Annotated in this window: 20 protein-coding genes; 1 reads left to right on the top strand and 19 read right to left on the bottom strand. The window is 38.0% G+C overall.

All coding sequences use genetic code 11. The features are described 5' to 3' along the window. Nucleotides 1-70: 70 nt before the first annotated feature. Nucleotides 71-1,213: a GGDEF domain-containing protein gene (locus VNN39_RS07920; RefSeq protein WP_338997337.1), complete on the bottom strand. Its 1,143-nt coding sequence runs from the start codon at nucleotides 1,211-1,213 to the stop codon at nucleotides 71-73. A gap of 213 nt (nucleotides 1,214-1,426) precedes the next feature. Between VNN39_RS07920 and VNN39_RS07915 the strand changes: the two genes are divergently transcribed. Beyond that, complete coding sequence (locus VNN39_RS07915) at nucleotides 1,427-2,263, top strand: Rgg/GadR/MutR family transcriptional regulator (protein WP_338997336.1); 837 nt, start codon at nucleotides 1,427-1,429, stop codon at nucleotides 2,261-2,263. A 22-nt stretch (nucleotides 2,264-2,285) separates the two neighbouring features. Here VNN39_RS07915 and VNN39_RS07910 read toward each other — a convergent pair whose 3' ends face one another. From VNN39_RS07910 to pyrE, 18 genes are all read right to left on the bottom strand, one after another. Continuing rightward, the gene (locus VNN39_RS07910; protein ID WP_338997335.1) at nucleotides 2,286-2,954 is read right to left on the bottom strand and encodes an SDR family oxidoreductase; all 669 of its coding nucleotides are present in this window, start codon (nucleotides 2,952-2,954) and stop codon (nucleotides 2,286-2,288) included. Nucleotides 2,955-3,079: 125 nt separating this feature from the next. Beyond that, a complete protein-coding gene (gene guaC / locus VNN39_RS07905) occupies nucleotides 3,080-4,069 on the bottom strand; it encodes a GMP reductase (RefSeq protein ID WP_339007016.1) in 990 nt (329 codons plus the stop codon). A 172-nt stretch (nucleotides 4,070-4,241) separates the two neighbouring features. Then, the gene (locus tag VNN39_RS07900; RefSeq protein ID WP_338997334.1) at nucleotides 4,242-4,877 is read right to left on the bottom strand and encodes a TIGR01906 family membrane protein; all 636 of its coding nucleotides are present in this window, start codon (nucleotides 4,875-4,877) and stop codon (nucleotides 4,242-4,244) included. A gap of 1 nt (nucleotide 4,878) precedes the next feature. Continuing rightward, nucleotides 4,879-5,658 (bottom strand): TIGR01457 family HAD-type hydrolase, encoded by a 780-nt coding sequence (locus tag VNN39_RS07895; RefSeq protein WP_165714043.1) that lies wholly within the window; start codon nucleotides 5,656-5,658, stop codon nucleotides 4,879-4,881. Nucleotides 5,659-5,664: 6 nt separating this feature from the next. After that, on the bottom strand, nucleotides 5,665-6,417 hold the full coding sequence (locus tag VNN39_RS07890) for an acyl-[acyl-carrier-protein] thioesterase (RefSeq protein WP_096368200.1): 753 nt from the start codon (nucleotides 6,415-6,417) through the stop codon (nucleotides 5,665-5,667). A 116-nt stretch (nucleotides 6,418-6,533) separates the two neighbouring features. After that, nucleotides 6,534-6,974 carry a deoxycytidylate deaminase gene (locus VNN39_RS07885; protein WP_004257543.1) on the bottom strand — a complete coding sequence of 147 codons (441 nt, stop codon included), beginning with the start codon at nucleotides 6,972-6,974 and terminating at the stop codon, nucleotides 6,534-6,536. A 1-nt stretch (nucleotide 6,975) separates the two neighbouring features. Further along, complete coding sequence (locus VNN39_RS07880) at nucleotides 6,976-7,311, bottom strand: arsenic metallochaperone ArsD family protein (protein ID WP_096368198.1); 336 nt, start codon at nucleotides 7,309-7,311, stop codon at nucleotides 6,976-6,978. Nucleotides 7,312-7,431: 120 nt separating this feature from the next. Further along, nucleotides 7,432-9,075 (bottom strand): FAD-dependent oxidoreductase, encoded by a 1,644-nt coding sequence (locus tag VNN39_RS07875; protein WP_338997333.1) that lies wholly within the window; start codon nucleotides 9,073-9,075, stop codon nucleotides 7,432-7,434. Nucleotides 9,076-9,085: 10 nt separating this feature from the next. Continuing rightward, nucleotides 9,086-9,370: a rhodanese-like domain-containing protein gene (locus tag VNN39_RS07870; RefSeq protein ID WP_165714040.1), complete on the bottom strand. Its 285-nt coding sequence runs from the start codon at nucleotides 9,368-9,370 to the stop codon at nucleotides 9,086-9,088. A gap of 171 nt (nucleotides 9,371-9,541) precedes the next feature. Then, nucleotides 9,542-9,679, bottom strand: a complete 138-nt coding sequence (locus tag VNN39_RS07865; RefSeq protein ID WP_014024702.1) for a hypothetical protein — start codon at nucleotides 9,677-9,679, stop codon at nucleotides 9,542-9,544. Between the two features lie 2 nt (nucleotides 9,680-9,681). Beyond that, the gene (locus VNN39_RS07860) at nucleotides 9,682-9,888 is read right to left on the bottom strand and encodes a hypothetical protein (protein ID WP_019335858.1); all 207 of its coding nucleotides are present in this window, start codon (nucleotides 9,886-9,888) and stop codon (nucleotides 9,682-9,684) included. Between the two features lie 18 nt (nucleotides 9,889-9,906). Next, on the bottom strand, nucleotides 9,907-11,388 hold the full coding sequence (locus tag VNN39_RS07855) for a PTS sugar transporter subunit IIC (RefSeq protein WP_004257558.1): 1,482 nt from the start codon (nucleotides 11,386-11,388) through the stop codon (nucleotides 9,907-9,909). A 46-nt stretch (nucleotides 11,389-11,434) separates the two neighbouring features. Beyond that, a complete protein-coding gene (locus tag VNN39_RS07850) occupies nucleotides 11,435-12,532 on the bottom strand; it encodes a DUF871 domain-containing protein (RefSeq protein ID WP_338997332.1) in 1,098 nt (365 codons plus the stop codon). Between the two features lie 39 nt (nucleotides 12,533-12,571). Continuing rightward, nucleotides 12,572-12,895: a PTS sugar transporter subunit IIB gene (locus VNN39_RS07845; RefSeq protein WP_096368192.1), complete on the bottom strand. Its 324-nt coding sequence runs from the start codon at nucleotides 12,893-12,895 to the stop codon at nucleotides 12,572-12,574. Nucleotides 12,896-13,186: 291 nt separating this feature from the next. Further along, on the bottom strand, nucleotides 13,187-14,194 hold the full coding sequence (locus VNN39_RS07840; RefSeq protein ID WP_338997331.1) for a GNAT family N-acetyltransferase: 1,008 nt from the start codon (nucleotides 14,192-14,194) through the stop codon (nucleotides 13,187-13,189). A gap of 4 nt (nucleotides 14,195-14,198) precedes the next feature. After that, nucleotides 14,199-14,624, bottom strand: coding sequence for a DUF3284 domain-containing protein (locus tag VNN39_RS07835; protein ID WP_165714036.1), 426 nt, complete (start codon nucleotides 14,622-14,624; stop codon nucleotides 14,199-14,201). 83 nt (nucleotides 14,625-14,707) lie between these two features. Further along, on the bottom strand, nucleotides 14,708-15,973 hold the full coding sequence (locus VNN39_RS07830; protein WP_213496240.1) for a dihydroorotase: 1,266 nt from the start codon (nucleotides 15,971-15,973) through the stop codon (nucleotides 14,708-14,710). A 38-nt stretch (nucleotides 15,974-16,011) separates the two neighbouring features. Further along, the gene (gene pyrE / locus VNN39_RS07825; RefSeq protein ID WP_213496238.1) at nucleotides 16,012-16,641 is read right to left on the bottom strand and encodes an orotate phosphoribosyltransferase; all 630 of its coding nucleotides are present in this window, start codon (nucleotides 16,639-16,641) and stop codon (nucleotides 16,012-16,014) included. Nucleotides 16,642-16,823 lie beyond the last annotated feature (182 nt).

Raw genomic sequence — 16,823 nt, 5'->3', positions numbered from 1 at the left:
ATTTTAGTATACTTAAAAACTATCTTAAATCAAAATAAAAAGGATAAAAAAATAGAAAAATCAATTTTTTCTATTTAAAATAAACTTGATTTTTCCCATTCTCTTTTGCAATATATAAATGTTTATCTACCCGATAGATTGCTTGATCTCGTGTGACCTTATCAGTAATTTCAACTACACCTACAGAAATAGATGTTTTAATCGTGTTAGAACTCGCCTGAAAAACACATCCAGATATTTGCTTGGCTATCAGCTCCATGATATCACGTACCTCTTCTCCTTTTCTATTACGAAATAAAAGGAAGAACTCATCACCTCCATAGCGGAAAAGTTGCCCGTTTTCTCCAGTCTCTCTTAAATGCTTTTTAATAAGCACACAAATTTCTTTTAACACATAATCACCTGAGCTATGCCCATAATGGTCGTTAATGTGTTTGAAATTATCAATATCAAAAAAAACTAATGAAAACTTGGAAATCTGATCGCTAGCAAGAATTTCGTCCATCGTTTCTTCAAATTTTCTTCTATTATATGTATTTGTCAGTGCATCAATATAAGTATATCTTTTATACTTTGCGTACTCTCCTACAATAGAAGAAATGTCCAATAAAATAAACTTGGCAATCACAAGGAGTATAAATGTTTTCCAGAAAATCTCTAACGAGTGTACCCAGCTAAAAGCAAATTCTGAAAGGAATAAGAGCTGTACAGAAACGACAAGGCTTAAACCTATAAGCATCATTTTACCGTAACTTTGCATTACAGCAGTTTGATTTTTAGCGATAAAATAGAGCGTGAGCCAAAAAAGGCCCAGAGATAAGGTAACTAATAAAATCGACTTCCAGTGAAAACCATAATTGTAAATATAAAATAAATAAAAAATCGAAAATAGCGGAAGCATTGCATATTCTATTTTTTCATAATGTGTAACAATACAATAATCGACCGCAATGGCGATAAAAATGAGCGAAATATCACTCAGTAAATAACCATATGCGCCACCTTGAGCTATTTCAATAAATAATAATTTTAAAAGAAAAATCCATAATGTAAAATTACTCGAATAGAGCCAAAAGGCAGAGTAAGGATTTCCCGCGTATTTACTGCGATGGATGATATTTTTAGTGAGAAATATTCCGCCCAAGATTGCTGGAATCAAAAACAATTTTGCAAAAAAATAAGGTCCTAGTATTTCTTTGATAAGATCCATCATCTTCACCTCTATCCTTTTGATGAGAAAGAAAAGTGACTTTTCTTCTCCTGCTCCTTACAATATATTATAATATAATAAATAATTTTACCTTTTCATATCGTTGCATATAAGCAACAACATTCTTTATCGTTACGTATTTGATAACAGTTCAATTTTTTGTTGCATTTTCTGATAGTATAGCTATAACTGCTACTATGAATGACTGGAGATTTTATGGTATATAAAAAATTTGGATATGTTTTTCGACAGATACGCGAGCAAAAACATATCTCTTTATCGGACTTTTCTTCTATAGGAATCTCAAAAGCCACCCTTTCTCGTTTTGAACGAGCAGAAACCATGATGAATTTTGAAAAAGTCGTACAAGCTTTGCAACTGATGGGGATCGGGCTCGAGGAATACGAATATCTTTTAAACGATTATGCCCCCAATGAATCAGAATACCTTTTAAAAGAAATCGAAACAGCCTTTCTTAAACAAGATAAAAAAGAATTAAACAATCTGCATAAAATCGCCCTTGAGGCTGGTTATCCTTATATCTCTTTGGCAGCAAGATCTTCATATACTGAACTCAGTCCAGAAAATATCGATACCATCACAGATTATCTCTATGATATAAAAGTTTGGGGCCAAATTGAACTTTATGTGTTTTACTTTACAATGAATAAATTAAATATACGTGATATTTTATATATACTTGATTTGTTTCTCCTAGAAAAAAAACATAAAATATTTAACTCCGTAAAATATCTGGAAATTTTTGTCTGTGCGTGCTGTCGTGCCATTGCTCTTTTAGCAAGTAAAGGCTACCAGGAATACAGCGCACACATCCTCAATCGGGTTGAAGCACTAGATCTTGTACAATCGATGTTTCTCCGCAACCTCCTTAACCTTTCTAAGGGTTTCTGGACTTATCGTTTTAAAGATGAAAAAGCTGGGAATCAGATGATGCTTCAAGCATTAGAGATTTTTCATCTAATTGGCAATCAAGAAATTGCAGGTTATTATCAACAACAATATGACTTTCATGTAAAAAAAGGAGCGTTGTGACTTGAATCACAACGTTCATTTTTTAATCGCTTAAATTTTTAATAGCTTCATAAATCTTAGTATCACCACTGACCACTTCAAATTCTTTCTTAATGGTCGCGTCATTTTTCAAAGTTTCCAGAATAACTTTAGCTACATCTTCTCGCGGAATTTCTCCAGTTTCCACATGACTTGCTAATGTTACCTTACCAGTACTTTCCTTGTCTGTGAGTATTCCAGGATGGATGATTGTCCAGTCTAACTCTGTTCGTGTTTTAAGCCATTCATCCGCATAATGCTTTGCAATCGTATAAATCTTAAGTGAAGAATCTTCTTGAATTTGACGTGTGATTTCTTCTCTTCCCACTCGGAAAGTACTGACCATAATAAATCGTTTGACATTCGCTTTTTCGGCTGCAGTCATAATTTTAACCGCTCCATCTAAGTCAATCATAATTGTTTTATCTAAACCTGCGCCACCTGCCCCAGCACTAAATACAATAGCATCAACATCAGACATTACTGCGGTAAATTCTTCAATCGAATTATTAACGATATCCAAAACAACTGTTTCAATCCCCAATTGATTAAAGTATTCCTGCTGTTCTTCTTTACGAATAACAGCTCTTTCTTGAATTTCAGGATAATCCTTTAAGCTTTCTGCTAAATGCTTAGCCACTTTTCCATTTGCACCAACGATAAGTACTTTCATATTTTCCCTACTTTCTTAATTCTGTCTCTATTAACATTCTACATCATCCTCTATTTGGATTCAAAAATAATTAACTTTCTACTATAATAAAATAAAAAAACTGTCTAGCGACAGTTTTCTATCTTTTATAGTGAATTACCGTTCCAAATAGAATTTTTCACGATAACATAATCGACTTTTCGCAGTGCATTGAGATCACGACCACCTGCATAAGAAATAGAACTTTGGAGATCTTCTTGCATTTCTTGAAGTGTATCTTTCAAAGCACCTTTGTGTGGTAAGAGGATTTTTTTACCTTCAACGTTTTTGTGTTCACCTTTTTGGTATTCACTTGCTGAACCAAAGTATTCTTTGTAAAGTTTACCATCTTGTTCGATTGTTTTACCTGGTGATTCTTCGTGAGCTGCAAAGAGCGAACCCACCATTACCATTGTTGCGCCAAAACGAACCGACTTAGCAATATCTCCGTGTGTACGAATACCCCCATCAGCAATAATTGGTTTACTTGCAGCTTTTGCACACCAGCGTAAAGCTGCAAGTTGCCAACCGCCTGTACCAAATCCTGTTTTTACTTTAGTGATACAAACTTTACCCGGACCAATACCAACCTTGGTCGCATCAGCACCTGCATTTTCTAACTCACGAACAGCTTCAGGTGTTCCTACATTCCCCGCAATGACAAAAACTTGGGGCATCAAACGCTTGATAAGTTGAATCATCTCAATAACAGAATTAGCGTGGCCATGCGCGATGTCAATCGTAATATAATCTGGAATTGTTGCTGTTTCTGCCAGCTCACGAACAAACTGACGTTCATTGTCTTTAACACCTACAGAAATTGATGCTATCAAACCTTGCGCATGCATTTTTTCAATAAAGTCTTTACGTGTACTTTCTTCAAAACGATGCATGATATAGAAATAACCTTGCTTAGCTAACATTTCAGCAATATTTTCATCAATAATTGTTTGCATATTTGCTGGAACAACGGGGAGTTTGAAAGTGTGATCTCCCAACTTAACTGACGTATCTGCTTCACTACGACTGTTAATAATACACTTATTTGGGATAAGTTGGATATCTTCGTAATCAAAAACTGGAACCATTGTGTTCATAAGACTGCCTCTTTATTCATTTGTTATTACAGAATACCGACCGAGTTTCCGTTATGGACAACCTCGCTAGTTTGGCGATAAAAATCTCTGCAAACCAAACCTTCCTTATTTATTTTAACGCAAATCGCCAAAAACAAAAGAAAAAAAACTGATTTACCATCAGTTTTACATATTATTGTTCGGCTTTTCCGAAAGTTTTCTTTTGTAGTCTTCTGTTTCCTGACCAGTAAAGGAGAAAAAAGATTAATTCAAAAATGACCACAAATAGAATAAAAGTAAACATAAAATAGTTTTCTGTCAAAACATTGATAATCGGATCTGTATCAGGATTAAAAAGCCAAGTATCATCTCGGAAAAAAATTTCGTGGAAATAGATAAAAAAGTTATCAAATCCAATCAAGGCGGCAACCAAGCCAATAAACAAAGGTGTCCCCATCACAAAACGCAAGCCATTGTGATAGAGAATAGCTAAGTGTTCCTTTAAAAATAAGAAGAGTGCAGGGCTCAAGATAACTGTAAGTCCTAAGGTAAGCATGAAGAGCTTTTTCACATCTTTAAAATGCTGTAGAGCATCGGGAGACGAAGGGAAGTCAGGCATCTGTAGCACACTCTCAAATGGATTAACCAGATAAGACATCAGAACATTAAAGTTATGTCTTAATACTTCTGCTGAAAGCCCTGATATCTGGGGCAGATTTTCCAGATGAATATCTATATAAAAGAGTGGGACAGCCAAAAGTAAAGTTAAACTTACTGCTGCGGCAATCCCCCATAAAATAAGAGACGCAAAAATCAAGCGATCACGCATCTCAAACTTCCCAATGTTCTAAACTTGAAACAACGTGTGTCGGTGGTATTGGAAGTCCAGGAACTTCTTCAGGTTTTGTAAAGCCTGTTGTAACAAGCAAACTGTCGATACCATTATCAATACCTGTACGAATATCTGTTAAATAATTATCGCCAACCATTAAAAGATCTTCTTTAGGAATGCCCATTTTTTCGACTGCTTTTTCCGCAATAATCGCCTCAGGTTTCCCAATAAAGGTTGGTTGAACACGGGTAGCTGCTTCAATCATTTTAACCAAAGAGCCAGCTCCAGGTAAAAGTCCTCGTTCGCTCGGGAGGTTCAAATCTGGATTTGTGCCGATAAATTTTGCCCCTTTATGAATTGCAAGAGTTGCCAAAGCAAGCATTTCATATGTCAAGTCAGAATCCAAAGCAACGACAACATATGCTGGATTTTCACGATCCTTTTTATATCCTGCTTCATAGATTGCTTCTTTTAAACCGTCTTCGCCAATAATATAAACGGTCTTCTCCAAGCCCAAATCATTCATGTAATCGACCGTAGCTGCACTGGCTGTATAGATGGTTTCTAAAGGCGTATCAATATTAAACTGTGTAGCCAGTCTTTTTTGAACCACACGTGGTGTTTTTGTTGTATTATTTGTTAAAAATAGGTAAGGGACTTTCGCTTCTTGCAAACGATGAACAAAGTCTTCCCCAGCGGGAATACGATGATTTCCCATATAAATCGTGCCGTCTAAATCAATAAGATAGCCTTTATATTTTTTATAACCATTTCTCATTTTTACTCAATTCTCCTCGCTTATTTTTGACCATTCAATCTCAATATTAGCATTATCTACGCCATCTTTCCTAATAATATGGCAAGTAGTATCTCCTTGAAATTCAAAAACAGGATGAATAAACTCATGATTGCCATAAAGGAGTTCGTGATTATAGCGAATATATATTTTTTTAGGTTCATATGCCATACGGAAATCGTAGTCCAACTGATCAACAGCCCAGTCAAAATATTTAGCATTGTTCACATGACCGTTCATATCGAGATCAGAAAAACGAATCGGAAAAGCTAGATTACACTGTGCTTGATCGGACAAGGCAAGATATTTATGCGGACGAATAATTTTGCTGACTTTTGGTGCCTCATAAGGTGCCACAATCTCATCAACAACACGTTCTACCTTACGTGTATCTTTGTTCATCAAAACCCAAGTCGAACTTATTTTTACTAAGGTTTCGCCAGCTGTATTTTTGAAAATAAAGTCACGATAACAAAAGAATTTATTGTAAGACGTGGCTTCTGTTTCAATTGTAATCTGGTCATTGAATTCGGGTAAGCGATGAACCTGAACCTCGTGCTCGATAACAGCCCAAAATAGATTGAAGTTGTCACAAATCCATGTGTCGCTACGGTCTAACGTATAAGACTGCTCTCCCGAAATTTGAAGTGCTACAGCAAGAAGATCTGATATTTTCATCTTGCCTCGTGTGTCGCTCTCATAAAAAGCGACTTTATGTGTTTGACTGTATTTTATTCCCATTCATTTATTTTAGCAAAAAGCGTCATAAAAAGCTGAAGTAAGAATAAATTTTACATATAAACTTAGGGAAGCGTCTTGTGTGTTAATATAAAAAAGCCAGTGTATTTTCTGGCTTTTTATATTTTTTCAACTTGAATACCTAAAGTTTCAATCAACTCTTCCTCATAAGGGTTTTTAGCATGGTATTCGTTGATATATTTGATATGCTTTACACCCGAGGCCAAGACGAGTTTCAGACAAGCGATACAAGGAAACAAAGTCGTATAAAGAATTGCCCCTTCTGGTGAAACCCCATGTTTTGCTGCTTGTGCAATTGCATTTTGCTCCGCGTGGACAGTAGCAATACAATGTCCGTCTTTATCTTCCAAACATCCTACATCTGTACAATGCGGCATAAGGGCTACAGAGCCATTATACCCTGTCGAAAGAATTTGCCCATCCGCAGTCACGAGGAGAGCACCAACTTGAGCGTGCGTACAGGTAGAGCGTTTAGCCACCACTTCGACAATTTCTTTAAAATATTCTTCCTTGCTTGGTCGTTGAAAATTTTCGATCATTTTATCCCTTTCCGCAGTTGCAATTGCCACATTGACATTCTCGTGTTCTAATGTCTTGAAAACTCAAACCCGTAATCTCCGTCAGATCTTCCATATCAGGATACGCACCAATCGTCATGATTTCGCCATCTACTAACATCAAAGGCAAAGCCGCTTCCATTTTTTGCATTGCTTGGTTGACAACAGGATGATGTACAAAGATGTCCGCATCTTCAGCTAAATTATAACGTACTGTTTGTAACTCAGACTCTTCTGTTTCTTTACTAAAGGCCTCAAAAACCTGAGCAAGGGCTGCACCTGCTGCCTCTGGTTTTTCTTCATATAATTCCAGTCTCATGACTTCCTCAAATCTAACAAATATTTTTTAATATTATACCATATGCAGCCTCCAAATTCACTAAAAATTTTCAGTAGAAAAAAAGGACTATCCTAAAATAATCCTTTGGTTCAGTTTTAATTAAAGGCCTTTTACCTTACTGTACAAGCCATAAGCTCCATCAAGATTTTCTACTTTCAAACCTTCTTGCTTTAAGATACGTTCAGCTGTATAGGAGCGAAGCCCTGATTGACAGCTGACAATGTATGCTTTATTTTTATCTAATTTGTCCATATTTTGGCGTAAATCGTTTAATGGGATATTTATCGCCTCTTTAAAACCGCCACGCGCCACTTCATTTTCTTGACGCACATCTAAGAGTACTTTGCCTTGGGCAAGTTCTGCCTCAAGCTGATGCCACTGAATGTTATCTGACAAGCCCATGGCAATGTTCATGGCCGCATAACCAATCATGTTCACAGGATCTTTAGCAGAGCCAAATGGCGGCGCATAGCTCAGCTCAAGTTCTGGTAAATCAAAAACTGTCATCCCTGCTTTAATCGCTGTTGCCAGAACATCAATACGCTTGTCTACACCTTTTTGACCAACTGCTGATGCTCCATAGATATGACCACTTTCTGGATTGAAGATCAGTTTGAGAAGAATAGAGCTTGCGCCAGGATAGTAACCTGCATGATCATTGGCTGTGATATGCACAGCCTTATATTTTAAGTTCGAATCTTGTACTTGCTTCTCTGAAAGTCCAGTAGAGGCAGCTGTCAAGCTGAAAGTTCGAACAATGGCTGTGCCGATACTCCCTTTATTTGTAACAGGCAATCCTGCCAAAACATCTGCAACTTGACGTCCTTGGCGATTGGCTGGGCTTGCTAAGGAGATGAGCGCATCATTACCAGTAATTTGATTTTTAACAAGAATGGCATCCCCCACGGCATAAATATCAGGTACAGATGTTTGATATTGCTCATCGACAAGGATTGCTCCTCTCATCCCAAGCTTAATTCCCGCATCAGCAGCAAGTTTTGACTCCACTTGAATCCCAACAGAAAGGATAACCACATCCGTACTAAGACTGTCGCCATTTTCCAGAATAACCGTTTTTCCTTGGTCTTGGAACTCTACAACAGACACACCCGTGAGTACTTTCAAGCCATTATGTGTCAACTCTTCTTCAATATGAACGGCCATTTCCTGATCTAGAGTTGGTAAAACATGATCGGCTTTTTCGACGATTGTCACCTCTAAACCTAGTTTTCGTAAATTTTCAGCCATTTCTAGACCGATGAAACCTGCACCAATAATCAATGCTTGCTTGCGATGTTCCTTTTCCATATAGTCTGTAATTTTATCTAGGTCTGGAATATTACGTAAGCTAAAGACATTATCAGCTTCCGCTAAACCTTTTATAGGCAGAATAAAAGGACTTGCGCCAGGAGACAAAATCAAAGCATCATAATTTTCCGTGTAGCTTGTCCCCTTGGATACTACAGTAATTTCTTTATTATCCGGCTCAATAGAAACCACTTCAGAATCAGGGCGCACGTCTAAATTAAAACGCTGTGCCAGACTTTCAGGGGTTTGTAGGATAAGTTTATTTCTTGATTCGATTTCGCCTGATAGATAGTAGGGAAGCCCACAGTTTGCAAAAGAAACGTATGGTCCCTTATCAAAAACAATAATTTCTGCATCTTCTTTTAAACGGCGTAATCGAGTGGCTGCACTCATACCACCAGCAACGCCTCCAACGATAAGATATTTTTTCGTCATCTTCTTCCTCTTATTTTTCTAATTCTTCACCCCAAGCAAGAGTGCCACCTGTAACATTAGTAACTTCTATTCCTTGTGACTGTAGTAATTGACAAGCCTGCATGGATCGCATACCGCTTTGGCAAATAATATAGCTCTCGCCTTTTATCTCTGAGTACCTTTGGTCTAAAACACTCAGGGGTATATTTATTGCTGTGGGTACATGTCCTTTGAGATATTCATCCTCTTCTCGAACATCAATCAGTACAACTTGACCGAGCTTCTCTCTTAATTGCTTCATTTGGATTGAACGCATAATTCTCTCTCCTCAAATTTTTGATATATCCATTATATACCCTTAGGGGTATTTAGTCAAAGGATGAGATTTATCTCAAATCATGAGCTTTATGTTCGCTTCTTTCATCTTATAACGCTTCTGCTTTAAAGTCAAACATAATAAAAGACCTGCCGTAGCAAGTCTTCTTTATTATTCTTCTTTTTTCTTCTTTTGTCGTGCAAGTATAAGCATGACCACAGATAGAATAAAGAGTGTACCTCCAAAACTCCAGTTTTGATAAGCTAGAAGTAAGAGTGACAAACTAAGTAATGCATATATCCAAGCCATATTTAAACCTCCTCGACGTTAAAGAATAATGCTGAACCAAATGAACTTTGTTTAATTAAGCGTTTTGCAGTTTGAGCATCCGTGGCTAAGTCGCTATTCGGACCTCGAAAATAGAGTTTCAATCCCTTTTTTTCCTTATAAGTAAATCCATTTTCTTCTAGAAGTTGAATTACTTTTTCTTGCATCATAGCTACATTAACAATAATCATTGGGTTCCTTTCTGTTTTTTATAATTCAGGTTCTTCCATCTTGTTTGCTGCAATAACGAATGGTGTCCAAATAGCAAAGGTTACAAGTAAATTGACAATTGCTAAGATAATTGCACGCCAGTCAAATCCTGTAGCAAGGAAGGCATTCATAATTGGTGGTGTAACCCATGGCACAGCACTGACAACTGGATCCACCCAATGAAGCATTGTTGCAACATAGGCAATAATAACTGCTACTAATGGTGCAATTGCAAATGGAATAAAGAAGATAGCGTTCAGTACGATCGGCATACCGAAGAGCACAGGCTCATTGATATTGAAGATACCTGGTGCTAAACCAAGACGTCCCACTGTCTTATAATCTTTACGTTTAGAGAAGATCAGAATGGCAAGGATTAAGGTAATTGTACCACCAGAACCACCAAACCAGACGAAGGCATCCCATGAACCACGAACCCAAAGACTGACATAGTCACCATTAATGGCATGTGCTTTATCAATCGCACCACGCGCTACTAAGTCACGAATACCGTCTGAGTGGACTTGGAAGTAAAGAGCTTGGTTATTAAGACCAAGTGGAAGCCAGATACCATCAAGAGCAGGTGCCAAGACGTTTGGTCCATGAAGTCCAAAGAACCAGAAAATTGAGACGAAGAGTGTGACAATAAGAACTGAGAAAATATTTTGTGAGAGAATTTGGAAAGGTTCTGCAATATAGTGTGTAATCAAATTAATTACAGAATCATGTGTCAATTTATCAATAACATAGTAAATCAAGCTCACAGCGTAGATTGCAGCAATCGTTGGAATAATCGCAAGGAAGGCTTTTGCTACAGCCGGTGGAACTGATTCAGGCATCTTGATGGTAATATCCGCTAACATTAGTTTAGCATAAATAATCACCGCAAGGGCACCCATAATGATAATTGTAAAGTAAGCACCAGCATCCATGTGTGCGGCAGCAAAGAGTGGCTTCCATGCTGCAAGACCTTGACCAGTCAATACACCATTGATTTTGTCTGTTGCGGCTACACCAGCATCGCTCACACCCAAAGCATCCAAGAATTTAGGCATTTGGTTTGGCAAACCAGCGAAGAGAGTGGCAACTGCAACAACACCACCGGCAAGGTCATTGACACCATAAGCACGCGCCAAATTGTAACCCCAAGAGAAAGCAAAGATAAGACCAATAACTGTCAGAGTCCCTTGGTTGACGAGCGTTGAGATGTTATTCAAATCGCCAATGATGGGTGTATTAGCAAGCGTCCAAACGTCTTCTGGTGCGAGTTGGGCAAACTTGGTTGGTCCCAAAACCATTTGTTGAATGGACTGTGGGAAAGTTGTGACGATGGCTGACACCATCGCTGCAAGGGCACCTGTCAGTGTTGCTGGCAGGATACCAATGAATGAGTCACGCAAGGCAACCAGGTGCTTTTGCGACCCGATTTTTGCTGCTACTGGGACGAGATATTTCTCCATCCACATCGTAATTCCGTTCATAGAATTCCTCCTAAAATTTTTATTTATTTGCGTATAAGTTTATAAATTATAGCTCATCACTTTCAATAAATTTAAACGAACTCCAAGGCTTGATAAAGTCAAGTAAGAACATTTCGTCTTCCGAGATGTGTCCTACGACATTAACACGGCCATCATTTTTCATTTCCTTCAGAGCGATTTGGGTTTCACCCTTATATTGACCATATCCATCATTGTCAATAATCACATCGCCTGGTTTTATTGTGTCTGTATCATGTGCTGGGAAATCTAAGTCTTTGTAGATAACACGAGTCATGGTCGAACGTAGCATGTACTCTGAGCGGTCGCCACGGTAACTGTGGGTCGCTTCAAAGATACATTTTCGTTCATTTTCCGTCATCGTAGGTTTCGGCACAACTTTGAGTTCTGGCATTTGCGCATGGAAGGCTTCTGCCATTGCCTTAAGCTCTGCCTCACTCGCGTAGGCGTTTGCAATGGTAATGTCGTCAATGCCATCTAAAAGCTTGTAATGCTTCACTTGCGTCTTCAAGCTTAAGTCACGATGATCCTCCAGTGTACATAAGCCATCTTGTGTTGGCCACGGACCAAATGTCGCTTCGTGAGAATTAACGAATACCATAGTATTTAAATTATACTTTTTGAATTTATCGGTACATTTCACATAGTGATCAAAGGCAAGTCCGGTATAACGATGAGGATAGAAATTATGACTGCCCAGTAAGTTTTCGATATTAGGTGAGTAGTCCATAATACTGTCAACGTAACTTGTTCCCTGACTCATATTAATCTCAATCTTAAGATTATAGGGATTGCGGGTCATACGTGCTTCCTCAGCTCCTGTAAATCCAAGGTCCAAACGAATACCATCAGCACCCATCTGATTAAAGAAACTTAAATCATCATAGCTAATGTTAAGTTGTTCAAACAGTGCAGGGTTAATATCTACCATGACTTCCATACCAAGACTATTAGCATAAGCAATCACTTTCGTAAAGCCTTCAAGAACAGCTTCCTTATCCCCTTTGATTTCCAAAAGTGAAGTAAAGACACGTGTATATCCATAGCGGTAAGCCAAATCTAAATATGCTTTGTCAGCTTCAAAGTTGGAACGTTCTGGATAAATAGAGATACCTAGTTTTCCCATAATACTCCTTTCTTACTCTAAAATCTCTAGATTTTTTCATTATACCTTCATTAATGTGTCCGCGGCTGCTACAACATTTTTTCCATTCATCATGCCGTAATCTTGCATTTTAATCACATCACAAGGAACCCCAACTGCTGCTGCTTTTTTTATGACTTCATTTTTCATATAAGCTACTTGTGGACCGAGAAGCAATACATCTGGTTTCTCTGTGCCAGACAACATATTATCAATTTCAGCTACAGACTTTGCGTAGATTTCATAATCTTTTCCTGCTTCTTGTGCAGCTTGCTGCATTTTTGTTACGAGTAATGAAGTTGACATACCTGCTGCACAGGCTAATGCAATAACTTTATCTGCCATTTCTCTGCTCTCCTTCTTTTTATCTATACCAATAGTATAGCGGTTTCAGAAAGCGATTTCAAATATAATTTGTGCGAACAATGTTAAGCGAAAAAACAAATATTTTTTAATAAAACCCTTATTTTTACCGCTTTTGTCTTCTGGAAACTAATAAAATCTTTAATTATTAAGTCGATTTCTGAAACATGTTACAAATTTAGAAACAAAAATAGTCTGTTTTTTTAGTTTTAATTAATAAAAAAACCAAACCTTAACATTTTTCATAAGATTTGGTGTTTTTTTATGGTTCTTTTAAAAATATTCGCGGAGGATTGCGCCACTCTCCCGTAACACGCGTGCAGTAAATTCACCAATGGTCATTTCTTCTGGTTCTTCTGCTTCGGGGCCAACACAGATATTATTTTGAGGCAAAATATCATCAACAATGCGTGCAGTAAATTCAGGTTGACCGTTCACTTTCAAAAAGGCCTGCAGATTGACAATACGTGCTTGCATATACGGTTGCAGCTGTAGCTGTATACGAGACGGTTCAGCCAGATCATGTTCAAGATATACATTTGATGGTGCTGTCCACTTGATAACTTTAAAACTTGCTGCATGACTTGATACAAAACGATAAAGTGCATCTTGAGCTGTTTGACTCAACGTAATACATTCACGAATCACAAAGGCCGTATCCGAAAACTCATAAATTAAGTAGCCTAAAATTTTACCGTTTTCCTCATAAGTCGCAAAGAAGGGCTGTGCTTTATATTTGAAGTAGTATTCCCAAACATGTTGCGGACGGACCAGTGAACCTTGGTTATAAACTTGCTCATGGACCTCAGCCATATCTTCAAAAAGCTCTTCATTTACAGTACGGCGCTGCACTTGCCCAGCTGTTTTTTTACCTTTGGGAAACTCTTGTGCAGGTATCGTATAAGCTTTTTGGTCAAAAGCGTAATGATAACCAAATTGACCATAAAACTGATAAGAAAAGGGTGCCAGATAGCTTAAGGCCGTTCCAGCTTCATAGTTGTCTTCTAAAATATCGGTCATGAGTTTACGAATGCTGCCGTTTCCTCTAAATTCTGGATAAGAGGCAACATAACCAATCCCCGACATCTTGAGCTTTGCATCCTTCCAGTAGACCCGAAAAGAGGTATCGATAATCATAGAGGATAACTCATCATTTTCCCAGTAACTGTAAGGTTTTGAGAAACTTAAAAGTTTATCAAATGCTTCTTCTCGTGCCTTGCTTCTTGGCTTATTAAAAGCATAAGTTGCGAGATCTAAAAGGGCTTGTTGTTTCTTTTCCATCTGCTCACTTCCCACCACTATAAACTTGTTCAATGTGATTCAAAATAGCAACCATCTGACGTTTTTTCCAGTGTCCCAGAAGCGTTCCGACAAACATATCATTCAATTTTTGAATCATTCCGCTTGAAGTACGACTTTCTTCAATGGTTATCTCTGTTTTCTTATCATCAACAGGAAGAAAACTCCAACGTGTATTAAAAGTATTGCGAACTGTTTTAGTGGTAAAAGCGTACTTATTGGCTTTCACTACCTCATCAATCGTGATGGTTCCATGTTGATTTTTGCCAAAAGTTTTTGAGTATTCAAAGCCATTGAGAGACTTGATATCAGGTCTACGACCTGTATTTTTTTCGATATCATAAAGTGATGAATCCAGAATCTGATTGTAGACAAACTCGACAGGAGCATTAATTGTTTTACTGATTTTCATATGTGATTTCTCCTATTGCTTAGAATAAAATTTATTAAACATTAAAATCATTTTAACAATTTATGTAAGCTCTTGCAAGATTTTTATGGGCGGTAAACAATTTCTCCTGAACAAAGCGTATATTTGACTTGTCCCACAAGTTCTTGGTCGATAAATGGTGAGTTGCTTGCTTTGGAATCAAAGTTTTCATCCACTTTATAAGTATTATGAGCATCAAAAATCGTAATGTCAGCCGGGCCACCTTCCGCTAAATATCCTGCATCGAAACCGTATAATTTAGCTGGATTAATAGTCATTTTCTCCAACAGTTGACCCAGTTCAAGATGCCCAGGAGTAACCAAATGTGTAAGACCCAGTTGCAAAGAAGTTTCCAAACCAATCATGCCGCTCGGTGCTTCAGCCAAAGCAACATTTTTTTCTTCATGTGTATGTGGCGCATGATCAGTCGCAATGACACTAATAGTATTGTCTTTCAAGCCTTCCAAAATTTTCGCAATATCTTTTGTCTGACGCAGTGGAGGATTGAGCTTGGCATTTGTACCAATCTCTAGAACAGCTTGCTCTGTCAGTGAAAAATGTTGTGGTGTAACTTCAGCACTGACTTTTGCGCCCATCTTTTGCGCAAAACGAACTACGTCTACACTTTCACCTGCAGACAAATGTTGAATATGTAAACGCGCTTGAGTATCCAAAGCCAACATTGCATCGCGTGCAATCATACTGTACTCAGCCACCTTTGTCGCTCCTGTTAGACCACATTGGTGTGCCACTTCGCCTTCATTGATTCCAAGCGTATCCACTAAGTTGGGATCTTCCTCATGAATAGAGAGCAGGCTGTCCGTTTCCTTGGCTTTCTTCAAAGCGTCATGTAAAACTCCTGAATCACTCAGTGGAATACCATCATCCGAAAAGCCAACTGCACCAGCCTTCAACAAAGCATCAAAATCCGTCAAATGTTTCCCGTCAAAATCTTTGGTAATGGAGGCAATGGACTTAATATGAATTTTCTCTTCATCTGCAAGTTTCAGTGTCTCTACAAGTACTTCAGGACTCGATAAAATCGGTTTAGTATTTGCCATCATTACTACTGTCGTAAAGCCACCACGCGCTGCAGACAAAGCACCCGTGTGTATCGTCTCTTTATGCGTTTGACCTGGTTCACGAAAATGCACATGAATATCGATGAGACCTGGAGCAACAATCATGTTGCTGGCATCAATAACATCTGCATCTTCTTCTTCCAAATCTTGGGCAATACGAATAATCTTCTTATCTTTAACTAGCACATCAGCAACTTGATCAAAACCGGACTCAGGATCGATTACACGGCCGTTTTTTATGAGTATCATCTGTTCCCCTTTTTATATTTTACATAATGTTTATTATGTTATTTATTCCATGTTTCTTGATTATCTTTGAATTTTTTAAGCATTTCAAGTTCAGCTTCTGTTACATAGCCTGTTTCCTGAGCGATTTGGATAAGTTCAGAATAATTTGTTAATGTGTGCAACGGCACTTGTGCTTCTTCAAACTTTATCGCTGCTTTTTCTAGCTGGTAAGTAAAGATGGCAATCACACCGAGAACTTCAATCCCTTCACGTTGTGCAGCAGCCACTGCTTCTAGTACTGAACCTCCCGTTGAGATAAGGTCCTCAACCAATACCATTTTTTGCCCTTTAGAGACGCGTCCTTCGATTTGGTTTCCTGCACCGTGGTCTTTTGGTTTACTACGGATATAGGCAAAAGGCAATTGAAGATAGTCAGCAATAATTGCACCATGAGGAATACCTGCTGTTGCTGTACCTGCAATCACTTCGACCTCAGGAAACTCTGCCTTGACCAAATCCGCAAAAGCCTGCTCAATACGAGTACGTACTTCAGGATAAGCCAAGGTCACACGGTTGTCTGTGTAAATAGGAGATTGAATCCCACTTGCCCATGTGAATGGTGCACTCGGCGATAGGCTTACAGCTTTTATTTCGAGTAAATCAGAAGCGATAGTTTTTGATAATGACATGTTATCCTCTTTCTAGTCCTTTAAGTTAATATCAATAGCACGCTGTTTTGCACAAAAAAACACTTGCAGAAAGCTGCAAGTGCGTAAAAAAATATGCCAATAATATTTAGAATACACCTAAATACTATATAAGTAGACAATTATACGGTTTCCTTGCTAGCCTCTCGTGCTAATTTAAAGGT

It is taken from the genome of Lactococcus formosensis (assembly GCF_037892375.1).
In the GTDB taxonomy this organism is placed as follows: Bacteria; Bacillota; Bacilli; order Lactobacillales; family Streptococcaceae; genus Lactococcus; species Lactococcus formosensis.
Note: the sequence above shows the minus strand (reverse complement) of the source record. Positions and strands in the feature narration are given on the sequence as shown.